Source organism: Delftia sp. (genome assembly GCF_059499305.1).
Genome location: NZ_JCABYI010000017.1, coordinates 32,210 through 46,057, shown reverse-complemented (window position 1 = coordinate 46,057; position 13,848 = coordinate 32,210). Strand labels below are relative to the sequence as shown.

General features: G+C 66.9%; 16 protein-coding genes and 1 tRNA gene. 8 read left to right on the top strand and 9 right to left on the bottom strand.

Features of this window, described 5'->3' with window-relative positions; genetic code table 11:
- The first annotated feature begins 4 nt into the window (after positions 1-4).
- The gene (locus AC5I49_RS10285) at positions 5-310 is read left to right on the top strand and encodes a hypothetical protein (RefSeq protein WP_061289345.1); all 306 of its coding nucleotides are present in this window, start codon (positions 5-7) and stop codon (positions 308-310) included.
- 27 nt (positions 311-337) lie between these two features.
- On the opposite strand, the gene AC5I49_RS10280 is transcribed toward AC5I49_RS10285, so the two are convergent.
- Positions 338-1,231 carry a LysR family transcriptional regulator gene (locus AC5I49_RS10280; RefSeq protein WP_016450081.1) on the bottom strand — a complete coding sequence of 298 codons (894 nt, stop codon included), beginning with the start codon at positions 1,229-1,231 and terminating at the stop codon, positions 338-340.
- 101 nt (positions 1,232-1,332) lie between these two features.
- On the opposite strand from AC5I49_RS10280, the gene AC5I49_RS10275 reads away from it, so the two are divergent.
- Positions 1,333-2,319: an NAD-dependent epimerase/dehydratase family protein gene (locus AC5I49_RS10275; RefSeq protein WP_043791713.1), complete on the top strand. Its 987-nt coding sequence runs from the start codon at positions 1,333-1,335 to the stop codon at positions 2,317-2,319.
- 46 nt (positions 2,320-2,365) lie between these two features.
- Here AC5I49_RS10275 and AC5I49_RS10270 read toward each other — a convergent pair.
- From AC5I49_RS10270 to AC5I49_RS10250, 5 genes are all read right to left on the bottom strand, one after another.
- Positions 2,366-2,442, bottom strand: a tRNA-Gln gene (locus AC5I49_RS10270).
- A 77-nt stretch (positions 2,443-2,519) separates the two neighbouring features.
- Entirely contained in the window at positions 2,520-3,500 is a 981-nt protein-coding gene (locus tag AC5I49_RS10265; protein ID WP_288899053.1) for a CobW family GTP-binding protein, read from the bottom strand.
- Positions 3,497-5,161 carry an amidohydrolase gene (locus tag AC5I49_RS10260; RefSeq protein WP_043791715.1) on the bottom strand — a complete coding sequence of 555 codons (1,665 nt, stop codon included), beginning with the start codon at positions 5,159-5,161 and terminating at the stop codon, positions 3,497-3,499. The genes AC5I49_RS10265 and AC5I49_RS10260 overlap by 4 nt, the downstream gene beginning before the upstream one ends.
- Positions 5,162-5,175: 14 nt before the next feature.
- A complete protein-coding gene (locus tag AC5I49_RS10255; protein WP_016450085.1) occupies positions 5,176-6,558 on the bottom strand; it encodes a sodium:solute symporter family protein in 1,383 nt (460 codons plus the stop codon).
- A 13-nt stretch (positions 6,559-6,571) separates the two neighbouring features.
- Complete coding sequence (locus AC5I49_RS10250; protein WP_016450086.1) at positions 6,572-6,778, bottom strand: DUF3311 domain-containing protein; 207 nt, start codon at positions 6,776-6,778, stop codon at positions 6,572-6,574.
- Between the two features lie 142 nt (positions 6,779-6,920).
- Here AC5I49_RS10250 and AC5I49_RS10245 point away from each other — a divergent pair, with 142 nt between their 5' ends.
- On the top strand, positions 6,921-7,841 hold the full coding sequence (locus AC5I49_RS10245) for a LysR family transcriptional regulator (protein WP_047219220.1): 921 nt from the start codon (positions 6,921-6,923) through the stop codon (positions 7,839-7,841).
- A 7-nt stretch (positions 7,842-7,848) separates the two neighbouring features.
- Here the strand turns inward: AC5I49_RS10245 and AC5I49_RS10240 are convergent, their stop codons facing one another.
- Entirely contained in the window at positions 7,849-8,775 is a 927-nt protein-coding gene (locus tag AC5I49_RS10240; protein ID WP_495789283.1) for a LysR family transcriptional regulator, read from the bottom strand.
- Positions 8,776-8,913: 138 nt separating this feature from the next.
- Here AC5I49_RS10240 and pdxA point away from each other — a divergent pair, with 138 nt between their 5' ends.
- Positions 8,914-10,647 (top strand): 4-hydroxythreonine-4-phosphate dehydrogenase PdxA, encoded by a 1,734-nt coding sequence (pdxA, locus tag AC5I49_RS10235; protein ID WP_209803416.1) that lies wholly within the window; start codon positions 8,914-8,916, stop codon positions 10,645-10,647.
- A gap of 97 nt (positions 10,648-10,744) precedes the next feature.
- Here pdxA and AC5I49_RS10230 read toward each other — a convergent pair whose 3' ends face one another.
- Complete coding sequence (locus AC5I49_RS10230) at positions 10,745-11,095, bottom strand: DUF1304 domain-containing protein (protein ID WP_017407778.1); 351 nt, start codon at positions 11,093-11,095, stop codon at positions 10,745-10,747.
- Between the two features lie 99 nt (positions 11,096-11,194).
- On the bottom strand, positions 11,195-11,575 hold the full coding sequence (locus AC5I49_RS10225; RefSeq protein WP_016450091.1) for a hypothetical protein: 381 nt from the start codon (positions 11,573-11,575) through the stop codon (positions 11,195-11,197).
- A gap of 401 nt (positions 11,576-11,976) precedes the next feature.
- On the opposite strand from AC5I49_RS10225, the gene AC5I49_RS10220 reads away from it, so the two are divergent.
- The 4 genes from AC5I49_RS10220 (at position 11,977) to AC5I49_RS10205 (ending at position 13,737) form a co-directional block, all read left to right on the top strand.
- A complete protein-coding gene (locus AC5I49_RS10220) occupies positions 11,977-12,333 on the top strand; it encodes a PRC-barrel domain-containing protein (protein ID WP_016450092.1) in 357 nt (118 codons plus the stop codon).
- A gap of 119 nt (positions 12,334-12,452) precedes the next feature.
- Positions 12,453-12,803: a four-helix bundle copper-binding protein gene (locus AC5I49_RS10215; protein ID WP_495789282.1), complete on the top strand. Its 351-nt coding sequence runs from the start codon at positions 12,453-12,455 to the stop codon at positions 12,801-12,803.
- 152 nt (positions 12,804-12,955) lie between these two features.
- On the top strand, positions 12,956-13,315 hold the full coding sequence (locus tag AC5I49_RS10210) for a hypothetical protein (protein ID WP_495789281.1): 360 nt from the start codon (positions 12,956-12,958) through the stop codon (positions 13,313-13,315).
- A gap of 140 nt (positions 13,316-13,455) precedes the next feature.
- Positions 13,456-13,737 carry an H-NS histone family protein gene (locus AC5I49_RS10205; RefSeq protein ID WP_012203893.1) on the top strand — a complete coding sequence of 94 codons (282 nt, stop codon included), beginning with the start codon at positions 13,456-13,458 and terminating at the stop codon, positions 13,735-13,737.
- Positions 13,738-13,848 lie beyond the last annotated feature (111 nt).

Here is a 13,848-nt window from a genome sequence, read left to right as displayed (position 1 = left end):
CGCCGTGAACGTTTTTCGCAAGCAAGCCGGCAGATTCCGCAGGCTGACCGCCACCCAAATCCTCACCCTGCTGCGCAATCAGCAACCCCGGCAAGCCGCCCTGCTGCGGCTGCTGCCCTGCCTGTCGATGCTGGCCGTGTGCGCGGTGCTGCTCGATTCCCTGCTGCCCATTCCGCTGTGGGCCATCGCCAGCCTGACCGTGGTCATGGCCGCCTACATCGCCCACAACTGCCAGTCCTTTGTCGCCACCCAGCGCAGAAAGTCCACGCTGCGCCATCTCGCGCGCTCCTGCCTGCTGCACGCCGGCTGAAGCACAAGTGCCCCTGGGTGCCGGGCGTCAGGCACCGCCTCTGGCATAGGCCGTCAGCGCCTGGGCCACGGCCTTGAAGACCACGGCGCAGCGCTCGCTCTTGCGCAGGTCCTCGTGCATGGCCACCCAGGTATCGAGCTTCCATGAAAACGCCTGGGGCAGCACCCGCACCAGGCCCGGCTCCCGGGCCGCCAATGCCGACTGGCACACGCCAATGCCAAAGCCCGCGCGGATGGCGCCCAACTGGGCCAGGTCGCTGTCCGAGCGCAGCGCCATGCCTTCGCGCGTGAGCATGGGAAACTGCTGCTGCATCTTTCGGATCAGGGCGCTTTCATGGTCGAAGCCGATGAGCGAATGCCCGGCCAGGTCCTCCAGCGATTCCGGCACGCCGCGTGCGGACAGATAGCTTTCATGGGCATGCAGCCCCAGCTCGATGGCGCCGATATGGCGTGCCACCAGCGCCTCCTGCTGCGGCCGGAACATGCGCACGGCCACGTCGGCCTCGCGGCGCAACAGGTCGTCCACCGCGTTGGACAGCACCAGCTCGATGCCCAGTTCAGGGTGTGCCGCGCGCAATTGCGCAAGCACAGGCGGCAGCACCTCCACGCCCACCACCTCGCTGGCCGTCAGCCGCACCGTGCCGCGCACGCCCGAGCCATGGCTGGCCGCCACGCGGCGCAGCGCGGCCGCCGTCGCGGCCATGCTGGCTGCATAGGGCTGAAGCTCGTAGGCCGCCTCCGTGGGCGCGAAGCCATCGGATGAGCGGGTGAACAGTTGCAGGCCCAGCGCCGACTCCAGCCCGTCGATGTGCCGGCCCACGGTCGGCTGCGCCACACCCATGGCCCGGCCCGCCGCTGACAGCGACCCGGACTCCAGCACCTGCAAAAAACTGCGATACCACTCCCAGTGGGGTTCCGACATCACTCATCCATTCATTTATGCATGGACACCAGAGAATTCTAGGCAATTTTCTTTTTGCAGCGGGTTGCTGACACTGAGGCTGTCACCACAGGACCCAGCCCATGCCATCCATTGCACTCTTCGGCGCCGCAGGCGCCATCGGCCAGAGCCTGGCCACCGCGCTCAGACAACAGGGCCGCGCCTACCGCGTAGTCGGCCGCAACGCAGCCAGCCTGCGCCAGACCTTCGGCGCCGACCCGCTGGCCGAGATCGTCCCCTGGAACCCGGACAGCACCGGCTCCGTCGAGGCTGCCGCCCACGGCGTGGACACGCTGGTCTACCTGGTGGGCGTGAACTACTGGCAGTTCGCATTGCATCCCGAGCTCATGCGCAGGACGCTGGACGGCGCCATTGCCGCCGGCGTGCGCCGCATCGTACTGATCGGCACCGTCTATCCCTATGGAAAGGCGCAGGCCCATGCCGTGAAGGAAGACCATCCACGCAACCCGCATACCTTCAAGGGACGCATGCGCAAGGCGCAGGAAGACCTGCTGCTGCAGGCCCACGCACAGGGCCGCATCGAGGCCGCCGTACTGCGCCTGCCCGACTTCTACGGCCCGGGCGTGCACAACAGCCTGCTGCACGGAGCCTTCGAGGCGGCGGCCCGTGGCGGCCGGGCCGACATGGTCGGCCCGCTGGACCGGCCGCATGAGTTTGTCTATGTGCCCGATGTGGGCCCCGTCGTGGCGCGCCTGATCGGCACGCCGCAGGCTTTCGGCAAGGTCTGGCACCTCGCCGGCGCGGGGGCGATCACGCAGCGCGACGTCGTTTCGGAGATCGAACGCCTGACCGGCAGGCCGTTGAAGCTGCGCGTTGCAGGAAAGACCGCGCTGCGCCTGGCCGGCCTGTTCAACCCCTTCATGCGCGAGCTGGCCGAGATGCACTACCTGCTGACCGATCCGCTGATCATGGAGGACTCCGCCCTGCACGCCCTGCTGGGCCCCATCGCCAAGACGCCCTATGCGCAGGGCATACGCGCAACGCTGGATGCCGCCAGGGCGGGCGCGGGTTCAGCTGTGAACTCCAGCCCGCAGCAGGCCACGGCCTGAAAACAAAAAAGCCCTGACAGCAGAACTGTCAGGGCTTTCGTCTATCTGGCAGGGGAGGAAGGACTCGAACCCTCGCATGCCGGAATCAAAATCCGGTGCCTTTACCAACTTGGCGACTCCCCTAGAAGACCTAAATTCTAATACGTTTTTTTGGCCCGAAATCCAAAATTCCAAAAATTTCGACACCGCCAAAGTTGTCTTCATGGCGCGGCCAGGGCTCCCTCAAGACAGCGGAGTATCGCCTCCCGCCCCATCGCCGTGAAACAGCCAATGAAGACAAACACGGACTCCGAGACCCTGGCCCCATGCAGGCTGGCAATGCGCAAGCGCCCACCCACCACGTGGACTTCCTGGACGCTGTCCTGCCCGCCCAGCCGCACGATGCCCTTGGCCCGCAACAGGGGGACAGGCAGCGTACGCAGCGCCTGCCGCAACCGCTGCCGGTCAAAGCAGCGGCGCGTTGCGTAGGAAAAGCTGCCCACATCGGCCATGCCGGCCATGTTCCCGGCCTGGCTTTTCCAGGAGCCGCCCGCTTGCAGCAGGCCTTGCGGGCGGCGTGGCGAGGCAGCCGCATCAATGAACACGGCCAGCGGTATCTCGCCATGTCGGGCAGCCAGCACCACGGCACCGGGCGCCATGCCGGCCACGCGCGCGGCCACCTTTTCGGTGGCACATGCGCCGGCCAGATCGGCCTTGGTCAGCACCAGCGCCGTCGCGCCCGAGATCTGGCGGCGGACCATGTCGCCGACCAGCGGGTCGCACAGTTGCTCATCGACGTCCTGGACATCCACCGCCACCAGGATGGCGTTGAGCTGCAGTGCGGGGTCGAGCATGCCGACCTGGGCGATGCGCACGGGGTCGGAGACGCCGCTGGCCTCGATGACCAGCAGGTCCGGTCGGTCAGGCCGCGCGCCCACGGCGGCCAGGGCTTCGGCCAGCCGGCCGCCGATGGAGCAGCAGATGCAGCCGTTTTCCAGCTGCAGCACGTCGCTGCTGCGCGTGCGGATCAGGGCGGCGTCGATGTTGATCTCGCCGAAGTCGTTGACCAGCACGGCCACGCGCAGGCCATCGGCGCGCTCCAGCAGCCGGTTGAGCAAGGTGGTCTTGCCCGCGCCCAGATAGCCGCCCACGACGACCATGGGAATGGGCGCCCGCTGCGCCGCGGCGGCCGGCGTGCTCATGGCGCTGACCCGGGCGCGGGGAAGATGCGGCCGCCCAGCACGGTGCCCCAGACCTTCACGTCCTTGAGGGCCGCTGGCGCCACCGCGCGGGGATCGTCCTCCAGCACGGCGAAGTCCGCCAGCTTGCCGGGCTCGATGCTGCCCACGCGCTGCTCCAGTTTCAGGGTGCGGGCCGCGCCCATGGTGATGGCATGCAGGGCGTCGTCCACCGACAGGCGCTCGGCCTCACCCAGCACGCGGCCTGAAGCGGTTTCGCGCTGCACGGCGCACCATGCGGTGAACAGGGGGTGGATGGGAGTGATGGGCGCATCGGAATGCATGGCGAAATCCATGCCCAGGCGCCGCGCCGTGCCCGCTGCGTTCATGCGCGAGGCCCACTGCATGCCCACGGTCTGCTCGGCGTGGGCATCCCCCCAGTAGTAGAGATGGTTGGAGAAGAAGTTGACGCACATTCCCAGGCGCGCGGCGCGCTGCAGCTGGGCGCTGCTGGCCAGCTGGCAGTGCTGCAGGGTGTGGCGATGGTCGGCGCGCGGGTGCCTGGCCAGCAGGTCCTCGATCACATCCAGCACCACTTCGGTGGCTTCGTCTCCGTTGGTGTGGATGTGCAGTTGCAGACCGGCCAGGTGGAAGGGCTCGAACAGCGCGGGCAGCTGCGACGGGGGAATCAGCCACAGGCCGTTGGGCTGCCCGCCCGCATAGCCGGGAGCGCGCAGGCGCGCCGTGAAGCCCTGGATGGAGCCGTCCACGATGAACTTGACGGGGCCGAACTGCAGCTTGTCGCTGGCCGAGGACGCCGCTGCAGCATGCACGCGCGCGGCACCGCCTTCCGGGTTGCGCTGCGGCGCGAAGGCCGGGACGATGCGCAGCGGATAGGCCGCGTCGCCCGTGACTTCGCGCAGCGCGGCCAGGCCCTGGGGCGAGAGATCGCTGACCAGGTCGGTGGCCGTGGTCACGCCCGCGAGCTGGGCCACGCGGCCGAACTTCCAGATCGCCTCGCGCTGCTCGGCGGCAGCCAGAGACAGCGCGCTGCCGATCACCTTCTGCACCGGATACATGGCGGCGAATTCCTGCAGCTCGCCCGTGGGCTGGCCCTCGGCGTCCTTGTGGATGCCGTCGATGTCGGTGTCCTCGTCGATGCCGGCCAGCGCCAGCATGGCCGAGTTCACATTCATCAGGTGCACGCTGGCGTGCAGGATGACGATGGGCCGCGTGGCGGAGACACGGTCCAGCTCGCGCACCGACAGCCGGCTGCTGCCGAAGAGGATGGGATCGAAGCCCCAGGCCAGCAGCGTGGCCTGCGCATCGGGCAGGGCACGCTCGGCCTCGGCCAGGCGCGCCAGCACGGCGTCCAGCGTGCGCAGGCCGGGCCACAGGCGGCCCTCGGGATCGCGCCGATCGAAGTAGCCCAGGTACACGGCCTCCCACATGGCGCCTTCCATCAGGTGGCTGTGCGCCTCGATCAGGCCGGGCATGAGGACCTTGCCGTGCAGGTGGTCGATGCGTTCGGCCTCGGGCCAGGCAGCCATGTCGGCCTCCTGGCCAACGGCCAAGATGCGGCCGCCCTGCACGGCCACATGGGTGGCCTGCGGCTGGGCCGGGTTCATGGTGAGGATGGTGCGCGCCACAAAGACCTGCGTGCGCGCGTTCTCGTCGTGGTTCATGGTGGTGGTCTTTTTCAGGCGGCCTTGACGCGCGCGGCACCGGGCAGATAGTGGACGATGGCCGTGACCAGCAGGTTCAGCGCCAGGCTGATGAAGCCCAGGTTGATGCCGCCGAAATCCGGCTGCTGGATGTACAGCGCAATGGCCAGCGCCTGGCCGCAGGCAATGCCCAGGGCAACGGCCATGGGCCGGATGCGCCAGCCGAAGAGGATGGCCATCATTCCGGGGAAGAACTGCGTCACGCCGTAGTAGGTGGTGTTGATCAGCGTCAGCATCAGGTTGGGCGTGAGCAGCGTCATCACGATGGACAGCACCAGGTAGATGACGATCACCACCTTGGCGCCCTGCTTTTGCTTGGCCTCGGGCAGGCCGGGCAGCAGGTTGCGGGCCACGATGGGGCCGATGGCCAGGCAGATGCCCGCCAGCACCAGCAGGCCCGACAGCGCGGCGCCTGCGGCCACCAGGCCCAGCAGCCAGTCGGGCAGCAGTCGCACGGCAGCCGCGAAGAAGGCCTCGTTGGGCGATGCCAGCTGCAGGTTCTGGCTGATGGCGTAGTACGAGGCCAGCACCAGGAACGGGTACATCAGCATGTACAGCGGCATGGCGATCTGGGTGCGGCGGATGGTGTGCGAACTCTTGGCCGTAAAGAAGTTCTGCACGGCGAACGGCATCATGTAGAAGCCCAGCGCCTGGAACAGCATGGTGCTCATGGAAAAGCGCAGCTGCGTATCGGTCATGTGGTTGCTGACCTTGGCACTGGCGGCGGTGAACACATCGCCCACGCCCGCATGCCAGCCCACGGCCACGCCCGTGGCGATGATGGCCACCACCATCAGGATGTCCTTGAGGATGGCGATATAGGCCGAGGCGCGCACCCCCGAGATGGCGATGTAGGTGAAGGCCAGGCCTGCAGAGATCAGCAGCAGGTGCAGCGGCTGGAAATTCCATCCCAGGCCCTTGAGCGCGGCCACCAGCCCCGTGAACTGCAGCTGGCCCCAGGGCAGCAGGAACAGGATGGCCGAGCCGGCCACGATCAGCTCCAGCGCACGGCTGCCGAAGTGGCCCTTGAACAGGTCCGGCAGCGTGATGGCGTTGTGCCGCAGCCCCGCCTTCCAGATCATGGGGCCGAGGAAGTAGCCCAGCGGATAGGCCAGCAGGATGTAGCCCAGGAACCAGACGCCATAGGTCGGCCCCTTGGCGTAGATGCCGCCCGGAAAGCCGACCATGGTGCCGATGCTGTAGATCTCGCCGGCGGCCAGGAAGAACACCAGGTAGGCGCCGAACTGGCGGGAGGCGACGAAGAAGTCATGCACGCTTTGCGCACCCTTGCCCGTGCGCGAGCGGATGGCCAGGTACAGGGACAGCGCGATGAAGCCCAGAAAGACTGCGGTGGTCATGGCGGTGCTCCCTTCAGGCAGACTGCGCGTCGTCGGCTTCGTGGCGGTCGAACATCAGCCAGCACACGAGCATGCACAGCGACGTCAGCACGAACCACATGAAGATCCACAGGTAGATGAAGGGCACGCCGAACACGAAGCGATCGACGGACGCGACCCAGGGAAGCAGGCCGATCACCGCGATGTACGGGATGCCTATGCCGATGAACAGCTTGAGCATGGTTTGTCTCCTTTTGCTCCGATGAAAGAGTTGGCGGTTGTGGCCGCTCTATAGAACATTTCAATGTTCCTGGATGCGATCTTAGGAAGCGCCTACCTATAATTCAAATGAAAAATTTGCCAACAAACCATGAGGACTCCGCATGGATACACAGAAGCTGCGGCACCTGCTGGCCATCGTCGAGCACGGCACCTTTTCCGACGCAGCGCGCGCCGTGCATCTCACCCAGCCGGCGCTGAGCCGCAGCATCCGCGCGCTGGAAGATGAACTCAGGGCGCAGCTGTTCGACCGGGGCGCGCGGCGCGCCCGGCTGACGGTGTTTGGCGAGCTCGTGGCCGAGCGCGCACGCCGCATGCGGCTGGAGGAAACCCAGTTGCGGCGTGACCTGGAGCTGCTGCGCGGCGGCCAGGAAGGCGCGCTCGCCATTGGCGTGGCGCCCGCGCCCGCGGCGCTGCTGCTCAAGCCCTTTCTGATCCACATGGCGCAGGCGCATCCGCGCGTGAAGGTGCGCGCCGAAATGGGTGCCACCAGCGCATTGCTGCAGCTGCTGCGCAACGAATCCATCGATGCCATCGTCGGCGACGCCTACGTGCTGCGCGCCGCCGATGACGTGGAGATGGAACTGCTGGGCGAGCTGCCAGCCGGCCTGGTCTGCCGCGCGGGCCACCCCGTGCTGCAAAACCCCGGCATGGACGAGATCCGCCGCTACCCGCTGGCCACCACCACGTTGAGCACGGCCATGGCGCGGCAGCTGGCCGAGCTGTGGGGCGAAGGCGCCGAGCCCGACAAGCTGTTCACCCTGCACTGCAACGACCTGGACCTGCTGCGCGGCGTGACCCTGGCCACGGACACCTTGCTGTTCGGCGTGCTGTCCATCACCCGCAAGGAGCGCGCCAGCGGCGCCATGGCCGAAGTGCCCCTGCCCGCCGATCCCCGCCGATGCGGCCGCTACGGCATGGCGCGCATGGCCGCGCGCACCCTGTCACCGGCGCTGGACACGGCCTACGCCTTCACGCGCACGCACTGGCGCGAACTGTCGGAGCACGATCAGGAGCCCGGTTGATCGATGCTCAGCCGGCCGCCGGGGCCTCTGCCTGTGCATGCGCCAGGCCCAGCGGCAAGGTCTGCGCGCGCAGCCAGTCCAGCACAAGGGCGAAGCTGGCCTCGTCCTGCACCGGCCGGGGCGACATGAGCACGTAGTGCGAGCCATCGGCCACGAAGCCGTGCGGCGCGCACAGCGTGCCGCTGGCCAGGTCATCGGCCACCAGTGCCAGCGGGCCGATGGCGACGCCGGCCCCGGCCACGGCGGCCTGCAGGCTCAGGTAGAAATGCTCGAAGCGCACCTCGCGACCGGCCCGCAGCGGCACGCCGGTCAGTTCGCTCCAATGCCGCCATGCGTCCGGCCGCGACTGCGTATGCAGCAGCACCCCGCCCAGCGGCCCTGAGCGTGCCAGCGCCTTGGCAAGCGCGGGCTTGCAGACGGGCCCCACGCGCTCTTGCAGAAAGGGCTCGGCCACCACATCGGCGCCCATGTCGAAATCCGCGCGGCGTATGGCCAGATCAATGCCCTCGCGCGCAAAGGGCACGGAGCCGCCGGCCGATACCAGGCGCAGCTCGCGCTGCGTGCCGATCGCTTCCTGCAAACCGCCCAGACGCGGAATCAGCCAGCGCATCAAAAACGTGGGCTCGCACGACAGCACCAGCGGCCGGTCCGGCCCTGCCGCCTGCCGCGCGCGGCCCAGCGCGCCGCGCAGGCGCTCCAGCGCCAGGGCCACCTCCTCGGCCAGCACGCGGGCCGTGGGCGTGGCAATGATGCTGCGGTTGCTGCGCTGGAACAGCGCAAAGCCCAGCGCCTCCTCCATGTCGCGCACGGCACGGCTCACGGCGCCATCGGTCAGGTGCAGCTCGCGCGCGGCCTTGGAGACACTGCCATGGCGCACCGTGGCCTCGAAGGCGCGCAGGGCAGACAGCGGCGGCATGTGGACGGGTGCGGGCATGGCAATGGCGGCTCTAGACAGGTGGAACAGCGGACTTTCAGTTGAACATTTCTCAATTGAATGATGAGTCTATATCGATTTATTACTGGAGCATCTTCATGCAAAGTAAGCCTATCGATTGAGGTTTCAGCAAGAACCATGAAGCACTCCAGCCCCAACTCCGCCAACCCCTCGGCCAGCACCCCGGCCAGCGCGCCCCTGGCCATCACCATGGGCGATCCATTGGGCATCGGGCCCGAGATCATCGTCAAGCTGGCAATGGACCCTGCGCGGCCCTGCACGCCGTTTCTCGTCATCGGCGACATCGCCCGGCTGCAGCGGGCGGCCGATGGGCTGGGCGTCCATCCGCAGATCCGGGCCATCGAGACACCGGCCCAGGTCCCTGCCCTGGTACCGCCCGCCACGCTCTTCGTGCTGCAGACCGGCGAGGACCTGCCGCCGGACCTGCCCTGGGGCTGCGTCGATGCACGCGCCGGCGCGGCCTGCCATGCCTATATCCAGCGCGGCATCGACCTGGCCCTGGCTGGCGACGTCTCGGGCCTGGTGACCGCCCCCATCCACAAGGAAGCGCTGCGCGCGGCAGGCTGCCCGCATCCGGGCCATACCGAGATGCTGGCCGAGCGTTCCGGCACACGCGACTTCGCCATGATGCTCGCCAATGATGAGCTGCGGGTGCTGCTGGTCTCCATCCATGTGCCGCTGCAGCAGGCCATCGCCTCCGTGACCATGGACAACGAGCTGCGCGCCATTCGCCTCGCGCACCAGGCCTGCCGCGCGTTCGGCATCCCCCGGCCCCGGGTGGCCGTGGCAGGGCTCAATCCGCATGCCGGTGAAAACGGTCTGTTCGGGGACGAGGACCGCTCGGTGATCATCCCCGCCATTGCCGCCGCGCGCGCCGAAGGCATCGACGCCAGCGGCCCCTGGCCCGGCGACACGGTCTTCATGCGGGCGCGCCGGGGCGAGTTCGACGTGGTGGTCGCCCAGTTCCATGACCAGGGGCTGATTCCCGTGAAATACCTGGGTGTGGAGCAAGGCGTGAACATCACCGTGGGCCTGCCCTTTGTGCGCACCTCGGTGGACCATGGCACGGCCTTCGACATCGCGGGCACGGGCCGCGCCGACCACGCCAGCCTGGCCTGCGCGCTGCGCCAGGCGGCAGCCATGGTGCAGGCCACCCGTACCGGTACCAGTGCACGAACGCAACGCCCGGACTTCATCTTCATGCTCACGCAGCAGGACAGGACCATTGCCGATGCGCGCGAGCGGCTGCGCGAGGTGCTGGCCCAGGGCGTTCGCCATGTGGGCTTCAAGGACATCGGCCTGGCCCTGCCCGAGCTGCATGCCCTGGCCCGGGACATCCGTGCGGGCGGCGCCAGGGTCTATCTGGAGGTTGTCAGCCTGGACGAGGCCAGCGAAGTGGCCTCGGCCCGCGCGGCGGTCGAGCTCGGTGTGGACGTTCTCATGGGCGGCACGCGGCCCGAGGCGGTGCTGCCCGTGCTGCGCGGCAGCGGCATTGCGTACTACCCGTTTCCCGGCAAGGTGAGCGGGCATCCGAGCGTGCTTTCAGGCCCGGTACAGGACATCGTGGCCAGCGCCCGCCGCATGGCGGGGCTGGACGGCGTGCATGGCCTGGATCTGCTGGCCTACCGCTTCCACGGCGATGTGCCGGCCCTGATCAAGGCCGTCTGCGATGCGGTGGACAAACCCGTGGTCGTGGCCGGCTCCATTGATCGCAGTGAACGCATCGCGGCCGTGCTGGCCGGCGGCGCAGCGGGCTTCACGATAGGCACTGCCGCCTTCGAGGAGACTTTTCCGGCCGCGCGGCCTGGGCTGGCGGCGCAATTGCAGGCCATACAGGCGCTGGTGGACTGACGCCGGCCATGCCGGCTATGCCGGCCCGCGCCTCGCACGCCGGGGTCACGGTCCAGCAGCAGCTGCAGCGGTTTCGCCCACCGGTGCCCGGGCGTTCTCACAGCCCCAGGTACAGGGCCAGCAGCGAAACGGCGGCCGGCACGGCCTGCACCCAGAGGATCTTGCGGCTGGCGGTGGCGGCGCCATACAGGCCTGCCACCAGCACGCACAGGAGAAAAAAGTACTTGAACGCCAGGCCGTCGGCGCCCTGCGCCAGCCCCCAGATCAGCCCTGCGGCGAGAAAGCCGTTGTAAAGCCCCTGGTTGGCGGCCAGCGTCCTGGTCTGCTGCGCAAATTCCGGCGTCAGCCCAAAGGCCTTCCTGCCAGCCGGCCGGTCCCAGAGAAACATCTCCAGCACGAGGATGTAGACATGGATTGCGGCGACGATGCCTATGAGAACGTTGGCCATCTGGGTGGATAGGAAAGTGAACAGGCCCCTGTATACGGGATGCATCCGCCGCCGTCCATGCCCGCCGCGCCACACATGGCCTGCAACGGCCTGCCCGTGTCACCCGGAAGACTTGCTGCCGGGTGGCACGGGCTTTTCCACTGGCTTTTGCGCACTCTCTGCCGGCGCCACGGCACCTGCGGCCGCACCGCCCAGCGCACCGGCCACGCTGCCTACCGTGCCGCCCACCACCACACCCACCGGGCCTGCAATGACCGCACCGGCGGCAGCGCCGGCAGCGGCTCCGGCCAGTACGCCGCCGCCGATGAACACCGAGCGTGACTCGCGCTGCGCATCCTGCGGCGACAGCTGGTACTGGGCAGCTGCCTCGGGGTCCTGGGAAGGTACGCCGTGGCCCGGTCGTGCCTGTTCGGCCAGGTCTTCGTCCTCCACCGCATCTGCAGACACCGGCGGGATGGATGGCTTGTTGCTTGCATTCATGGGAATCTCCTTCGGGGATGGACCGTGGACGCGGGACTGCATCCGCTGCATCCCTCTTGCAGTTTTCGTTGTACGCCTGTGCCCGCCAGACCGACGCCGGCCCAGGCTGCGCTGCCGCGTCAGCAAAGGGCCGCAGCTGCGCAGACCTTGACTACAAGGGCTCGTAGGACCTGGCCTCCGGCACCCAAGGACCCTCCTACGCCGGTCGCGGCGCACCGACTACCCGGAGCACTTCATTGCGGTCCTAAGCTGGAACCCAGAAGCACACAGGCTTCGACTTCGCCAGGCGATGCACGGGCTTTGAAGGGGCCGCCTCCCGCGCCTTTTCCCATGCCGCATCGCCCAGCCGCCAGATGCACAGCGTCGGCGTGCCAGCACCAACCCACTCAATGGAGAGCCTCATGGTCACACCCAACACCGTATCGAGCGTCATTTCTTCCGAAACCGTCAGCGGCACCAATGTCTACAACCCCGCAGGCGACAAGCTGGGCAGCATAGACACGCTGATGATCGACAAGCTGTCCGGCAAAGTGCGCTACGCCGTGATGGAATTCGGCGGCTTCCTGGGCATCGGCACGGACCGCTATCCGCTGCCCTGGGAATCCCTCAAGTACGAGCCCGACATGAACGGCTACGTGGTGTCGCTCACGCGCGAGCAGCTGGACAACGCGCCCCGCTATGAGCGCGACACGGCACCGGCCTACACCGATGAATATGGACGCCGCGTGAACGATTACTACGGCGTGCCCTACCTGTAAATCCCGACCCTTGCGGTCTTTGACACAGCCCCGTTCGCGGGGCGTTTTCTTTGGTGCGGATAGCTGGCCAAGGAAGAACGCCCTGCGCGACTTCACTCCCTCATTCCAGGAGAACTCCCATGAATACCACCCCACCGGCCATCGACTACAAGGCCTGCATGGATGCCTGCCAGGCCTGCATCATTGCCTGCAATACCTGTGCCGCCGCCTGCCTGAAGGAAACAGACGTCCAGATGATGGCCGTCTGCATTGCCCAGGATCTTGAATGCGCGCAGGTCTGCGAACTGGCCGTGGCCTCAATGGCGCGCCAAAGTCCGCATGTCTCAGACATCTGCCGCCTGTGCGCCCGGATCTGCCAGGCCTGCGCCGACGAATGCGGCAAGCATTCCCACGCCCATTGCCAGACCTGCGCGGCAGCCTGCCAGCAATGCGCCATGTCGTGCAATCTCATGGGCATGCAATCGCACTGACGCCGCTGGCCTTTGTCACGACAGCCGGCCAGGCGCCCATCCTGCAAACCGGCAGGAAAAAAAGCCACCGGCGCTGTCGTCATCCGCCCTATATCGGCAGCCTTCGACGCTGCCTACACTTTGATGCATATCCACGCACAAAGGAGATGGGCATGGCACTGAACATCAGCATAGAACAGCGGTTCCTTACCCTCCTGGGCCAGTTGAAGCACATGCCTCCCTGCTCATCCCGCCAGGAAGCGCACGACATGCTCCTGCTGCTGTGGATGCGCATCTGCGAAGGCGCAGGCGCGCGCAGGCAATTGCTCAACAGCATGCGCCAGCGCACGCTGTGCGCAGAGCACGGCTGGAAAAACCTCGACAAAAACCCCTGCTACTGGGATTCGGAGACCACGCCGGGCATCCGAATCTATCTGCATGCCAATGGCACCATCGTCATTCAAAGACAGGGCGGAGCGCAGGATTCCGAAATCCTGCACTTCAGCAGCCACCGGGAGTTTGTCGAGGCGTAGACAAAGGCCTCGCGCTCAATCCCGAACAATGGCGAAATATTGAAAAACCTAGGTGCAAACACCGACGATGTCCCACATGCGACATCGACCCTGTCTCCATAAAATGCGTCATTGTGTAGCACACTATCCATGAGGAACATATGACAGCAGATTACAAAACCCTCCTCCAGCAGAAGGCCGAGCTTGAGGCAAAGATCGCCGCCACCCTGAAGGCGGAAAAAGGCGGAGTCATCGCCAAGGTCCGCGAACTCGTCGAGCAGTTCGGTCTGACCCAGGATGACATCTTCAGCACCGGCAAGGCCAAGTCCGCCAGCATTGGCGTGGCCAAATACCGCGACCCCGCCAGCGGAGCCACCTGGACCGGCCGGGGCAAACCGCCGCGCTGGATTGAAGGCAAGGACCGCAAGGCCCTCGAGATCTGAGCACGGCCCGCCAACGCGGGCCTTTTTTATGGCCGCAACTGCCTGCTGCGTCAGCACAGGCTGCAGTTGCATTACCATCATTGCGTTGTTCTGCAAAGGCAACAGAGCCTT

Excerpts from the sequence above, each read along its gene's own strand:
- AC5I49_RS10245 (WP_047219220.1), top strand. The coding sequence starts at position 6,921 with ATGGATACACAGAAGCTGCGGCACCTGCTGGCCATCGTCGAGCACGGC.
- AC5I49_RS10280 (WP_016450081.1), bottom strand. The coding sequence starts at position 1,231 with ATGTCGGAACCCCACTGGGAGTGGTATCGCAGTTTTTTGCAGGTGCTG.
- AC5I49_RS10215 (WP_495789282.1), top strand. The coding sequence starts at position 12,453 with ATGAATACCACCCCACCGGCCATCGACTACAAGGCCTGCATGGATGCC.
- AC5I49_RS10260 (WP_043791715.1), bottom strand. The coding sequence starts at position 5,161 with ATGAACCACGACGAGAACGCGCGCACGCAGGTCTTTGTGGCGCGCACC.
- AC5I49_RS10265 (WP_288899053.1), bottom strand. The coding sequence starts at position 3,500 with ATGAGCACGCCGGCCGCCGCGGCGCAGCGGGCGCCCATTCCCATGGTC.
- pdxA (WP_209803416.1), top strand. The coding sequence starts at position 8,914 with ATGAAGCACTCCAGCCCCAACTCCGCCAACCCCTCGGCCAGCACCCCG.
- AC5I49_RS10250 (WP_016450086.1), bottom strand. The coding sequence starts at position 6,778 with ATGCTCAAGCTGTTCATCGGCATAGGCATCCCGTACATCGCGGTGATC.
- AC5I49_RS10230 (WP_017407778.1), bottom strand. The coding sequence starts at position 11,095 with ATGGCCAACGTTCTCATAGGCATCGTCGCCGCAATCCATGTCTACATC.
- AC5I49_RS10210 (WP_495789281.1), top strand. The coding sequence starts at position 12,956 with ATGGCACTGAACATCAGCATAGAACAGCGGTTCCTTACCCTCCTGGGC.
- AC5I49_RS10220 (WP_016450092.1), top strand. The coding sequence starts at position 11,977 with ATGGTCACACCCAACACCGTATCGAGCGTCATTTCTTCCGAAACCGTC.
- AC5I49_RS10205 (WP_012203893.1), top strand. The coding sequence starts at position 13,456 with ATGACAGCAGATTACAAAACCCTCCTCCAGCAGAAGGCCGAGCTTGAG.
- AC5I49_RS10240 (WP_495789283.1), bottom strand. The coding sequence starts at position 8,775 with ATGCCCGCACCCGTCCACATGCCGCCGCTGTCTGCCCTGCGCGCCTTC.
- AC5I49_RS10275 (WP_043791713.1), top strand. The coding sequence starts at position 1,333 with ATGCCATCCATTGCACTCTTCGGCGCCGCAGGCGCCATCGGCCAGAGC.
- AC5I49_RS10225 (WP_016450091.1), bottom strand. The coding sequence starts at position 11,575 with ATGAATGCAAGCAACAAGCCATCCATCCCGCCGGTGTCTGCAGATGCG.
- AC5I49_RS10255 (WP_016450085.1), bottom strand. The coding sequence starts at position 6,558 with ATGACCACCGCAGTCTTTCTGGGCTTCATCGCGCTGTCCCTGTACCTG.